Annotated in this window: 8 protein-coding genes; 3 read left to right on the top strand and 5 right to left on the bottom strand. The window is 41.1% G+C overall.

What is annotated here, in order from left to right:
• The first annotated feature begins 568 nt into the window (after positions 1-568).
• The 3 genes from DA100_RS09675 to DA100_RS09665 all read left to right on the top strand — a co-directional run bounded on the left by DA100_RS09675 (position 569) and on the right by DA100_RS09665 (position 4,227).
• On the top strand, positions 569-1,072 hold the full coding sequence (locus tag DA100_RS09675; RefSeq protein ID WP_138971952.1) for a hypothetical protein: 504 nt from the start codon (positions 569-571) through the stop codon (positions 1,070-1,072).
• 155 nt (positions 1,073-1,227) lie between these two features.
• Positions 1,228-2,421, top strand: a complete 1,194-nt coding sequence (locus DA100_RS09670; RefSeq protein WP_138971951.1) for a hypothetical protein — start codon at positions 1,228-1,230, stop codon at positions 2,419-2,421.
• Positions 2,422-4,227 (top strand): ATP-binding protein, encoded by a 1,806-nt coding sequence (locus DA100_RS09665; RefSeq protein WP_138971950.1) that lies wholly within the window; start codon positions 2,422-2,424, stop codon positions 4,225-4,227.
• Between the two features lie 250 nt (positions 4,228-4,477).
• On the opposite strand, the gene DA100_RS09660 is transcribed toward DA100_RS09665, so the two are convergent.
• From DA100_RS09660 to recA, 5 genes are read right to left on the bottom strand one after another with little or no spacing between them, the layout of a single operon-like run.
• Positions 4,478-5,878 carry a site-specific integrase gene (locus tag DA100_RS09660; protein ID WP_138971949.1) on the bottom strand — a complete coding sequence of 467 codons (1,401 nt, stop codon included), beginning with the start codon at positions 5,876-5,878 and terminating at the stop codon, positions 4,478-4,480.
• Complete coding sequence (locus DA100_RS09655; RefSeq protein ID WP_138971948.1) at positions 5,859-6,392, bottom strand: hypothetical protein; 534 nt, start codon at positions 6,390-6,392, stop codon at positions 5,859-5,861. Before DA100_RS09655 ends, DA100_RS09660 begins: the two co-directional genes overlap by 20 nt.
• Positions 6,376-8,706 (bottom strand): hypothetical protein, encoded by a 2,331-nt coding sequence (locus DA100_RS09650; RefSeq protein ID WP_240800901.1) that lies wholly within the window; start codon positions 8,704-8,706, stop codon positions 6,376-6,378. Before DA100_RS09650 ends, DA100_RS09655 begins: the two co-directional genes overlap by 17 nt.
• 12 nt (positions 8,707-8,718) lie before the next feature.
• Positions 8,719-10,797: a hypothetical protein gene (locus DA100_RS09645; RefSeq protein WP_138971946.1), complete on the bottom strand. Its 2,079-nt coding sequence runs from the start codon at positions 10,795-10,797 to the stop codon at positions 8,719-8,721.
• Entirely contained in the window at positions 10,797-11,843 is a 1,047-nt protein-coding gene (gene recA / locus DA100_RS09640; RefSeq protein ID WP_138971945.1) for a recombinase RecA, read from the bottom strand. The genes DA100_RS09645 and recA overlap by 1 nt, the downstream gene beginning before the upstream one ends.
• Positions 11,844-11,977 lie beyond the last annotated feature (134 nt).

The following is an 11,977-nucleotide window of genomic DNA, read 5'->3' as shown; positions in this document are numbered from 1 at the left end:
TATAAAACAAGGATCATATAAAATGACAGAGTTTGATAGGCAACCAAGCATCAGTTCACTTGAGGAGTAGCTCGAAATCAGTGATGCCTTTACAAATGAATCGCTTTGTATGTAAATTGTTTTTATAGTCACCACGGGAGGTTCTCTATATGGCACACAAAGCTAACTATGATGAAATGAGAAGAATGAAGCGTGAATCTCAAGAGCGCTTTTACGTGAGACTTTTTGCTTCACGTGATGACGGCAGTTAATCCATCGATAAAAGGTCCTTGTGCTCTAACTTAATTGACAAATCTAGGCTTCCTAAACACCCTCAAGAATGTTCCATCCTTTGACTAGTTTTTGAAGGGATATTAGTTGAATTAGGTTGATTACAATCTCTCTATATTGCAACCTCAATCTGACTGGTTGCCCTCAGTTGTTCCTGCCCCATTCCTTGTTTGGACTGATCCAACACACTTCCACTGAATCGTAGTATGAGGAAGACAAAAGTACTGGTTCAGGTTTTCTTTGTAACCTAAATTTGCATGTAAAATATGAGAGCTCATTAGCTATACGAGGTCTTTGCATGAGAATGCTCCTTGAAATGCGTTACCGCCGCACAGGACAATTTATTTACACGAAAGATGAGATCTGCTCGATTTTCCAAACTGACAATGTTGAACAGATATTGGCTAGAAGTCCTTATCTCGTGAATATTCAGTTTGAGTTGATTGTGTTTTTTGGCTCTCAAACACCTTCAGGTGCCATTGAGCAGATCGCTTTATCACTCCGTAAAGACCAACAGTGCTATATATCATTCGAAGACGCTCTATCACGTTGGCATGTAATCTCGCAGATACCCATGATGTTAATCCTTGCGACAACAGGAGAACCCGGTCTGTACTCAATACCATTTGGTCGTATTGAGTTTGTGCATGTTGAGCATACCAATAAAGAAATTTTAGAAAGCACTGTCGAGTTTAAATATTCGCTTAGGCTCGCTAAAAAGTGGAGGGCTTATGAAGACTTAAAGTGTATCGATCGCTGTATGGACTTAATCGATTATGCCGAGCTTTACACTGAAGACTGAGTAATGTACTTCTGCCAGTTCCATGCAGGCTCACCTTTGCCCCTTTGCGTGTTAGAGGAGATGAATACACCATTTCTGTACAATGCCTTTTGACTGAATTTATCTAATACATTTATTATGCAACAATACTTTTATCAACTCAGTAATGTATCAAAATGGCTCTCATACCTCTGAACGAAATTTATCAACACAAACTGAATTTTCTTATCGGTGCTGGAGCCTCTAGCGGCCTGTTCCCTACACTATGGCTACCTATCAAAGATTCTGATGACGAAGAGAAAAACGAAACAATAGAAACACTTGCAACCAAGCTAGATCATCTAGGAGAGCAGTTCAAGGATCATTATGCTTTGCTGTTTATGTACTACTACGAAAACATAATCGAGCCAGTGTGTAAGTTTCAACTTAGCGACGTCCATATTCCTCATGATGATGAATGTACAAATGATGGTCAATGTAAGGTCTGTGAAAAAATAGAACTAAGAAAAAAGGCTATCGAGAATTATGAAACTTTCATTGACTCTATTGTAAGGCTGTTGCAACAGAAGAATGACTTTCAAAGACGTTGTAACCTTTTTACTACTAACTACGATGGCTGTGTACCATTGGTAGCAGACAAGTTGATTAAGAAAGGGAATCTTGAATTCTATATCAATGACGGCTCAAGTGGCTTCCTCGAAAGAACTCTATCAGCACGTAACTTCAATAATTACGTATGTCAATCAGGCGTATTCGGACGAAACTCATCTGATATTCCACAAATCAACTTTATCAATCTGCATGGTTCTGCTTATTGGCGCAAGTTAAAAGACACTATCAAGGTAGATTATAATTTCCTTGAAACTGCGGTGGTAATTCCAGAAGAAGCTCGCGATAGCCTTAATCAGCTAAGTGACATTCTGAATGATAAAACCAAAACAACACAAGATTTACTTGCCCTTAAAGTGGAGATTAATGAAGGCATTCGAACTGCATTTTGGGATTCTTACGACAAGCTTCCTATTGTCAACCCTACCAAGTGGAAGTTTCATGAGACTGTCTTTGAAGAGCATTATTATCAAATGCTTCGATTACTTAGCTATCGCTTGGAAGAGCAAAATTCTATTTTAATTAGCTTCGCTTTTTCATTCGCTGACGAGCACATCCGAAACTTGATCAAACGTTCACTATCGAACCATAAACTACAGGTATTCGTTTGCTGCTTTAATGAAAAAGAGCATGAAACTATGTATGGCCATTTTAGTGATCATAAAAACGTCACTCTAATAAAGTTCGATGGTGAGAACTTGGACTTCACTAAGTTCAATAAAGAAGTATTCAATGCGGACTTGCTTAGGGGTGATGATTAAATGAGCATTAACGTTGGTGAAGTCATTGCGGTTCGGGGTACTCAAGTGTCTCTACGCATCTACGATGAATCAAGCCTAGAAACTATGTTTCACGATGGTAAGAAATACAAGGGAGTTTCTATACGTGAATACATCGGTATTAAGCGTGGCTTTTGTCTCATCGTGTGCATCATTGAAGGTGAGTATCTGGATGAGCAGCGATTTGAACTAGAAGACAAGAGAATTAAATATATCCGCAAGGTAGAAGCCAAGCCCATCGGTTACTTTGAGCAGAGTAAGTTTAAAGACGGCATTAAACTAATGCCGATGATCAAAGATAAAGCTTACCTGCTCAACGAGCACCAAGTAGTCAGCATTTTTAGTCAGGGAACAGATGGGAAATTCAATATTGGAAAAATGCTGAAAGAGGAGCTACCCGTATCACTTCCATGGAACAAAATTTTTAATAGCCACGTTGGTATTTTTGGTAATACGGGTAGTGGTAAATCTAACACGCTCACTAGGTTGTATGCGGAGTTGTTTTCCAACTTTGAAGAGAAATTGATAGGTAAAAGTCAGTTTCTCCTGATTGATTTTAACGGTGAATACACTGGTAATCAGCTTATCAATGACCCCGACAACAAAAAGTCATTCAATCTAAGCACGGGCAAAAATACAGGTGAAAAGTTACCGTTAGCAAGTGTTCAGCTTTGGAATACTGAAATATTAGCTCTGTTGTTTCAGGCAACTTCCAATACCCAAACTCCATTCATCAACCGTGTTATTGAGCGAAGAAAGAAAGATAAAAAGAATGGTGAAAGCTTAAAGGACTACATCATAGGCACGTTTTACTTATGCTTTGCTAATTCAGCACAAAATAGAGATTCTTTGGCTCATCTTAAGGTTATCGCAGAACACCTTTCTAACGTCCCTCTAAAAGAGAAGCTAAGTAACATATTTTGGTATGATAAGACCTCAAAGTTCGCGTGTAAAATTGCAGGAAAAGCAAACTGGGACTTTTTTGATACCAAAGAGGATTTTGATAACAATCTAAGACCAATATTAAACGGCTTAGACATAACGCAAATTGACGCATTAGATGAATTGGTTGTGCGAATTAACGTTCAACTACTTAGAGATTTATCATACGGACATATCCAATTTGAACACATTCAGCCTCTTTTGAAGAGAGTTGAAAGTGCCGTGAATGACCTAAGGAAAATTTTTAGCGTCAAAGACAAGGTAAATGATGAGTTCAAGCTATTGAATGTTGTTTCATTGAGGGGCTGTAATCAAGCAACGAAGAAAATTGTACCTTTGCTGCTGGCAAAGATGTTTTATCAAGAACACAGAGATAATGTCGATACGCCTCCTCAAAATACTTTGCACTTTATTATTGATGAAGCACATAACATCTTGTCACAACAGTCAAATCGTGAGCACGAGATCTGGAAGGATTACAGACTGGAGATGTTCGAAGAGATCATCAAAGAAGGGCGTAAGTTTGGGATGTTCCTGACCTTATCAAGCCAGAGACCAGCAGACATTTCACCAACGATAATGTCTCAGCTTCATAACTTCTTTATCCATAGGCTTGTAAATGACAAGGATTTATTCTTAATCGACAACACGATTAGTACGCTAGATCGAATGTCAAAAAGTTTGATCCCTAACTTATCGAAGGGTGCATGTGTTGTAACTGGCACTGCTTTCGATTTGCCAATTGTAATGCAAGTAGATTACATCGAGAGCAAAGAAAGCCGCCCTGCTAGCGATGATGTTGATCTTGCTGAACTCTGGGAACTCGCAGATAAAAAAGAGGAATAACGCAGTTTAGCGCCCCGTGTCGTTTTAGATATCATCGTTGTACAAGAAGAATGTCGTCTACTTCGCTTTGCCCAAACAAAAGTTATCCAAAGAGAATGGCTTGGAGTTAATGCTCTAAGTCACTTCTGTCCAAAGGTGTGCTTACAGGGTCTGTGACACAGAAACGCCCAAAAATCTTGCGCATGTTAAAATACCCTTCTCACCATAGCCTTATCTGACTTACTTTGTAGTTGGGTCATTTTATATATGGTTACTGTTCTGAAACCTTCTTTTTCAACTCTTCAACATCCTTCATTAGCTTTTCTATCATGACATCCTTGGCGATAATATCGGCCTTCAATGAACCAATTGAACCCATTTTGTCTCGCTGACACATCTCAAACGCTAATGTGTAATGGTACTCGGCGGTTTTACCTCTTGAACGTGAAGAATGCCCCAGAAACTCACCAATCAATAGCAACGATGTGGGTTTATCGAACCCTGCGTTAATGCAAACCACTCCGTACTCTGTCGCACTAACTTTTCGTAAATCGTGAGGGCTAAGTTCAAAAGGTTTCAACTTCTTATTTATTGTTTGGCGTTTCAATGGTTTACCCGTTTTGCTAGACGGGAATAGGTACTCTTCGTCTGCTTTGGATATCTTGTTTGATCTGGTTTTAGGAATTAGGTCATCAGAAACCTCTTCCTCAATGTAATCCCTAATAGCTATGTACAATTCTTTTGGAACCTCTAGTGGTCGAGAATACTTTCCTCTGCCTTTAGTCACTGATGTGTCGATTAAGACAACATTGCCAGTTTCGTCATACTGTGGCTTTTCTAGGAACGCAGACTTTTTCAATGTGGTCACTTCGGAAACACGTGGCCCTGCCTCTCTCATTAGTCTTAGCATCAGGTAGTCACGTTCGGCTACGACGTTGGAGCGTTCACTGAGGTTTTCATTTTCAGAGCGCTCAAACGTTGATTTAAGAGCGAGATCAGTTTTGTTTATGATGGCTCTCTTTTTTCTTGGTGTGGAAATTGGTTCATCAAGAAGCCAAGGAATATGATAATCAGCTCTAGTGACGGACTTTTTACTAGATTTCGGTTTATCAACTGGTACAGGATAAGCCGGAGTACCCTGATCATGGATTCCAATTAGATTTTGGGAATAACCCCTTTTGTTAGTCCACCATAAAAAACGAACGAATGCCCTGATATAGCTGTTCAGCGTATTAGGGTCGTAACCATCTTTTCTTTTCTCGACTTTCCAAGTCTTTAGTATTCTTCTGAATCTTGATCTTGAACTGTTAAGCCAGCAATCATGGAACTTATTCGAAGCTGAAGCGGTTGTGATATCAACACCACCACGTATTGACCACCTAGTCTCAATTCCACGCACCAAACCAGCTAAAGCATTGTATGTTATGACAATATTCAGCGAATCCTGATAAATAGTGCTATCAATATCCATTCCTTGCACAACAGCTCTGTGCCGAATATAGGCGTTAATTACTTGATGTGGCCTTCCATCCTGATCTAGAACGAAAGGCAACCTTGGAAGCTCGGTTCCATCTATCTGAAAATGCTCGGACAACCTAATTGTCTCTAGCCTGAAATGACGTGGATTTTGGCTCAGCTTAAGTTGGGTACCACTAGAAGATGGATGTAACATTGCTACTCCTATTCGCAAGAATGGATTCCAAGCGCTCATTCTCCTCAAGCAGTTCTGAAATCCGGGTCTGCAACTCCTCTATCTGTTGTTGGTACTCATGTTCAATCTGAGTGTTTAACTCAGCAAGGTTTTGAGTGCGGATAGTAAGCCTCTCAATTTCAGCCTCTGACGCTTTTTTTTCTTTAGCAACATTTTCTGGTTCTTTGACGGCCTTACATAGAGTTGTGACTTCATTCAATTTAGAAATGAACTCATCTTCTTTTTTGTATAAGGTTGCTCTGGACACCTTTATTTCAGCGGGGTTGGTAACTTCGGGTAACCAGCCATCATCCAAAAACTTCGTCGGATTACGTGGTAACCCCTCCATCGAAATAAGGTTTTCCTTACGTTTATTGATCAACCTCCTGAAGAGTGCAATTCGCGCTTTTAACCTATCTAGAGATTGTTTTCTGGATTCTTCTGCATGCTTACGAACGTTCTCATGACCTTTGTTAGGTTTACCTCTCGCAGCCACTACATACCTCCATTAAGATGTCTGATTGCCCGTTGTCTTCGAGTAATTTGATATGTCCCTTAGCAATCTCTGGAACCGTCAACTGCGCCGGACATCCTGAACACATATCATTAGAAGCTTTATGGATTAGAGCCTTACCAAGGGCTTCATCGTGGCAATTACAGCAACCAGAATCTGATAACGATGGTGTAGCACCGAAACAAATACCAGTGCTAATAAAATCGATGACATAGCTGTGCTCTGCAATCTTCCGAATTGCACGATCTCGTTTGTTCCTGACATCTGCGACAGATTTTATCGATTCTGCCACTTCCGCTTTGAGTCTAGGAAGCATCTTGCCACCAACGTTCTCTCGCACAAGATAGTCATATATCCGGTCATTAATTACAGAGCGGTTGGCTTTAGCCAGTTCCCTTTTCATTGCACCAGCGGCTCTTAATGTTAGATAAACCTCTGTCATACCCCAATCAACATGTTTAAACTCATGCATTAGGGCATCGGCTTTTGCGTCCTCGTAGTGATAAAAATACATCACGGCGAAAAATCGTCTAAATTGGTGCTCTGAAAGCCTCCAGTGCTTACCATTTTCATCTCGTTCTGCACCGATAAAATCAAAGAATCTCTCAGCCACGTCATTGATTCTGTTTAGGTTTCTAGGTGCATCTCGCTGATAGGTATCTTCGAAGACAAAAAGTGAATCGGTTCCAAGCTTTTTACGGGCAGAGGCACTAAGCTTTTCCAGAATTTTTACGGCCTTCCCTACCAAAGAAACTGTCGAAAAGTTGTATTCATCCTGTAGTGTTTTGGCAACGTAGCCGTTTATCCATAGCTTATTTGAGGCATCGCAGGAAACACAGCCAGCCTTCAAAGAGTAAACCTCTGACTCACGCCTAGCTGTCAACGCAAAGATAATGACAGTACACGAGAATATAAGGTACTGGTAGATAGCCTTTTGCAATGACATTCCACCATTGTTTGGGTGAAGAACAAGCCTTCGCTTTAATGAATTATACTGCGCCCGTGTTAACTTAAATCGTTCACGAGTGGTCGCCGACTCTTCACCATTTCGTATAGATAGCCTAATTAAATCAATGACTTCTTGAGGATACTTCTTGCTTGCTTCGTTACCTTTCTGAGTGTGCTTGTAAGCACCTAAAGGAAAAGGGGAGTGCTTACGATCATCACTACATCTCCAATTTCGAGCGTCAATATTGGTACGATCAGTTACAGCTTCAGGTGAAAGCCCCTGTTCGATATATTCCTCATATTTTTGTCGCAAATACTTTTCTGCCTCTAGAAGCTCATCCGCATAATCCAGAACGAATCGAGCCGCTGCATCCATCATTTGTAGGAAAGTTAGCGGGGGAATATCACGAGTCCGTCCAGCTAAATCGAGCTTCTCATCAAAGTTCTGATTTTCTAAAAGAGCATTTCTTTCAAATGTGTATGGCGCAAAATCGTAATTGAATAGGTGAGGCAGCAACCTGTACGCCTTATGTGCCCCCTCAACTGCCGATAGAAAATCTTCGTATGTTGCTCTGTTTGTCTTGGTCGAATAAGCTGTTTTCTCAAGTGCAGCCGCGTACCGTGGCTTGAACCCCTTTATTGCTAGCGCACCTATCATCTCTTGCTCTTTTCGACCAAGAATCGCCTTTACGTTGTCATCAGCTCTGTAAACTTCTGGGTCTAAACCTAGCTCTTTCTTTAGGTACGCAACATCCAGTTGAGGAGGGTATCTATTGGCAGGCGTATACTGGACTGGAATATCATCAAGTTTAGTTTGTTCGAAATAACGTTTGATGATCTCCGCATAGCCCAAAGTTATCGACCTTTTGTTAGATGCCGCCTCCATAACCCTGTCAAAGGTAGTCCTCTTTAACATCGATGGGTTCAGCATGTGTGGTGACATCATTACATCTGTTACATAGCGCTTTAATGAATATGCAAATGACCTGCAACCACTGGCGTTATCGAGGGATAATTTGATATTAGGTTTTGTCATTTTAACTATGATAAAAGCAACTTTCATATCCTCGATAATCAATGGGTTATCACTGATCTTCCGCCCTTTACCTAACAAAACAGTGTTTTTGCTATCTCTACGAATAGGGGCTGGGAAAGTGGAGTCCCAATTAATAGTCTCCTTCTTATTTCCGATTTTAATCACCCAACGATGGTCTTCGAAGTCACCCTCAATAAGCCAATCAAACTCCATTGAGATAATACTGCTCAGCCTAAAGCCACTACATTTAACGGCAGCCTTTAGCACTTCTTGTTCATGACGGGGCAATTGAATGTAATCACTAAATTTCATCAGTGAAACCACTTAGACAACCTCCTTGAAGTCAATAGCCAAGTAAGGGTTTGGCGTTGATGCAACAATACTTTTCGCCTCAGCCAGCATCGCTTGTTTTCTTCCGCTTGCTATGTCGTCCTCTGTCATTCTGCGAAGCATTTCTCTGATAAAAGCCATCCAAAAAAACCAGTTCGGTGCTTTTGGGTCTATCTCTTTACGCTCAGCACCAAGAGTTAACGCTTCCTCCCATTGCAATAGGTGAACTAAATTTTGAACAGTCTCAATAAATACATTCCTGCGTTGCGGACAAAATAAGCATCGAGCTATTTTGTTACATGTGACCCCCTTCACCGTTCCTTCTTGGGTGCCTGCCTTCGGGTTATTGCAGCCCAACCCTCCAAACCTATACCTAACGGTCATCTCTGCCCGTTTTTTGTATTCATCAGGATCGACACCAAGTTTTTCAGCAGCACCCTCAATGCTTAATGTAATAATGGTTTGGAGCCACTCTTTAAATTCACGCATGGACTCGTTATGTTGCAACCGTACTAGAGCCTTGTCTGCATATCTGGTTGATACCGCTGAACTCCCGTTAGCGTCACTGTGTTGAGCTTCTTTCTTAAGCCCTTCAACCCCATCATCTAAGGCTATAAGTAAAAGAATGCTATTTCTCAATTGATTTGCAGTAGATGTCCATTCAGCGCCACTCGCCTTCGACAATGCACTTTTCGTGTAGTTAGCAAAAGTTGCCCATTCTGGCTTACGAGGGATAAATAGACCTGTCTTTTGCTCTTTACTGCTGTGGTAGTTTAGGAAGAGGTGCTTATCAATGATGTTAAACTCATCCAAAAGGTAACTTCGATACACCCTCGTGGCATTAGCTACGACCCTAATTACCTCATCTGTACTTACAGAGGCATTTATTGGTAAGAGCTTGAATAGTGAGCTTTTTGCACGATTCTTCACCCAGTGAAGGACAGGTACTCCAAATTCATTCGATAGTGGTTTATTCTCAATATCATAAGCTGATGTCGGATTTACACAGTGGTCAAATACAAGCATCAAGGTAGCAGGTGCAATAAGGCTTTCCCCGCATCCCAATCGTTCTGCAAACCAACGGTCATCCCATTTGAACTCTTCGACTGGTAGATTCTCTTCTAACCTTATTTCGTTGAAGTTCTTGATGGCAGTCCTGTAATGACCTGTGTTTACGGTTTCTTTTAGTTGTAGCTTTTTGTTCTTATACCAAAACCATGAAAGCAGCGCGTTTCGGAAAGCTTCATACCCCAATGCATGTGCATCACTTTTATATGGATTCGATTTTCCTGAGCCTACACCTTTTCTCCAACTTAGTAGGTTGTCAATTAAAGGAACTAAGTGACGGTGTTGTCTAATTGCTTTAAGACCTTCAAGTCGGATGTGTTTTGCTTCTAAAAACTGAGTTTCTATACCTTCTCTCAAGGTGGCTAGTCTTGTTTCTAAAACCCAACGCGATTGGTCGTGAGGAGGAAGCTCATCAAAGCCACTTGGTTTCTCCTCAAGTAGGCTGATTTCATATCTCGTGTGAGTATAAATCCGCTTAATTTCATCTGGCTCTTCCAAATTCATGGCACCCAAAACCTTCAATACATGCTCCGGAAGGTGAGTGTCGATAATGGTACTCGGCTTTTTTCTATTTCTGACTTTCGGAGTTGGGTATCTTGCAACTCCATCAAAGAATGGAATGCTCTTTGCAGACTGCAACCGAGTGAGCCACCAATTCAATGAAGATAGCGACTTGTTGGCACGTACATTAGTTTCTCGCTCTATTAATATCCATTGGCGGTAAGCAAGAAGAGCTGTCGTCCAAGTGTATGTATCTTGAACAGGCTGGTAAGGGGTATTAGAAAACTTGATTGAGTTATATAGGGTGGGGGCTTCTTCGACCAAATATGTAAGGAATAGTTTTATCCCTTGCCAGTGCCCTCCGAATGTCGAGTTCTTAAGCCCGTCTATTAGGTCTGGGACGTCACATAGTGAACTTATGAATTCAGGGTGGAATAGGGTAGAGAACCCTGCTTTTCTAAAGCAGTATTCTCTACTTTCAACAATAAAGTTGACCTTCTGCATTAAAAGGCTTCATCTTCCGCTTGGTCGGCTACATCGTCACCTTTAGCCTCAAGGGTCGCTGGAGTTAGCAATAGTTCACGCAGTTTTGAGTCTAACTCTTGAGCTATTTGGCTATTTTCGCTAATAAATTTGCATGCGTTAGCCTTACCCTGACCAATCTTATCCCCATTGTAACTGTACCAAGCACCAGCCTTATCAACCAACTTATGCTTTACACCTAGGTCAATTAGTTCACCGAAGCGGTTGAAGCCTTGTCCGTATAAGATTTGAGTCTCAGCTTGTTTAAATGGTGCAGCAATTTTGTTCTTCACTACTTTGATGCGAGTTTCGTTACCAACTACTTCATCACCTTCTTTAATAGAGCCTGTACGGCGAATATCTAAACGTACAGAAGCATAGAACTTCAAGGCGTTTCCGCCAGTAGTTGTCTCAGGATTTCCAAACATGACCCCGATCTTCATTCGGATTTGGTTGATGAAAATACACATACAGTTAGACTGTTTTAGGTTACCTGTTAGCTTACGCATTGCTTGAGAAAGCATACGTGCTTGCAGACCCATATGACTGTCGCCCATCTCGCCTTCGATTTCAGCTTTTGGTGTCAGAGCTGCAACAGAGTCGACAACAAGAACATCGATTGCACCAGAACGAGCTAATGCATCACAGATTTCTAGCGCTTGCTCACCCGTATCTGGCTGAGAAACAAGTAGTGCATCAATATCAACACCTAGTTTTCGTGCATAGATAGGATCTAGTGCGTGTTCAGCATCGATAAATGCACATGTCTTGCCTTGCTTCTGAGCTGCTGCAATTACTTCCAGAGTTAACGTTGTTTTACCAGAAGACTCTGGGCCGTAGATTTCAACGATACGACCCATTGGAAGACCACCTGCACCTAGCGCAATATCTAGAGCCAGCGAACCAGTTGAAACAGTTTCAACGTCCATTGTGCGGTTATCGCCCAATTTCATGATCGAACCCTTGCCGAATTGCTTTTCAATTTGACCTAGGGCAGCGGCTAGTGCTTTCTGCTTATTTTCGTCCATCTTCTTTCACCTTTGAATTTGTTTAAATCTTGTAAACTGTCTATTAGGTTTTTTGCATACCCTCTGTCAAATCAGTTTCGAGTTTGACCGAAATAACCGACACACACTGTATGTAATGGTATATAATCTCAAAT

Source organism: Vibrio sp. Hep-1b-8 (assembly GCF_006124995.1).
Lineage (GTDB): Bacteria > Pseudomonadota > Gammaproteobacteria > Enterobacterales > Vibrionaceae > Vibrio.
Note: the sequence above shows the minus strand (reverse complement) of the source record. Positions and strands in the feature narration are given on the sequence as shown.

Bases quoted from the DNA above. Each gene is read 5' to 3' on its own strand.
- DA100_RS09670 (WP_138971951.1), top strand. From the start codon at position 1,228: ATGGCTCTCATACCTCTGAACGAAATTTATCAACACAAACTGAATTTT.
- DA100_RS09660 (WP_138971949.1), bottom strand. From the start codon at position 5,878: ATGTTACATCCATCTTCTAGTGGTACCCAACTTAAGCTGAGCCAAAAT.
- DA100_RS09665 (WP_138971950.1), top strand. From the start codon at position 2,422: ATGAGCATTAACGTTGGTGAAGTCATTGCGGTTCGGGGTACTCAAGTG.
- DA100_RS09645 (WP_138971946.1), bottom strand. From the start codon at position 10,797: ATGCAGAAGGTCAACTTTATTGTTGAAAGTAGAGAATACTGCTTTAGA.
- DA100_RS09675 (WP_138971952.1), top strand. From the start codon at position 569: ATGAGAATGCTCCTTGAAATGCGTTACCGCCGCACAGGACAATTTATT.
- DA100_RS09650 (WP_240800901.1), bottom strand. From the start codon at position 8,706: ATGAAATTTAGTGATTACATTCAATTGCCCCGTCATGAACAAGAAGTG.
- recA (WP_138971945.1), bottom strand. From the start codon at position 11,843: ATGGACGAAAATAAGCAGAAAGCACTAGCCGCTGCCCTAGGTCAAATT.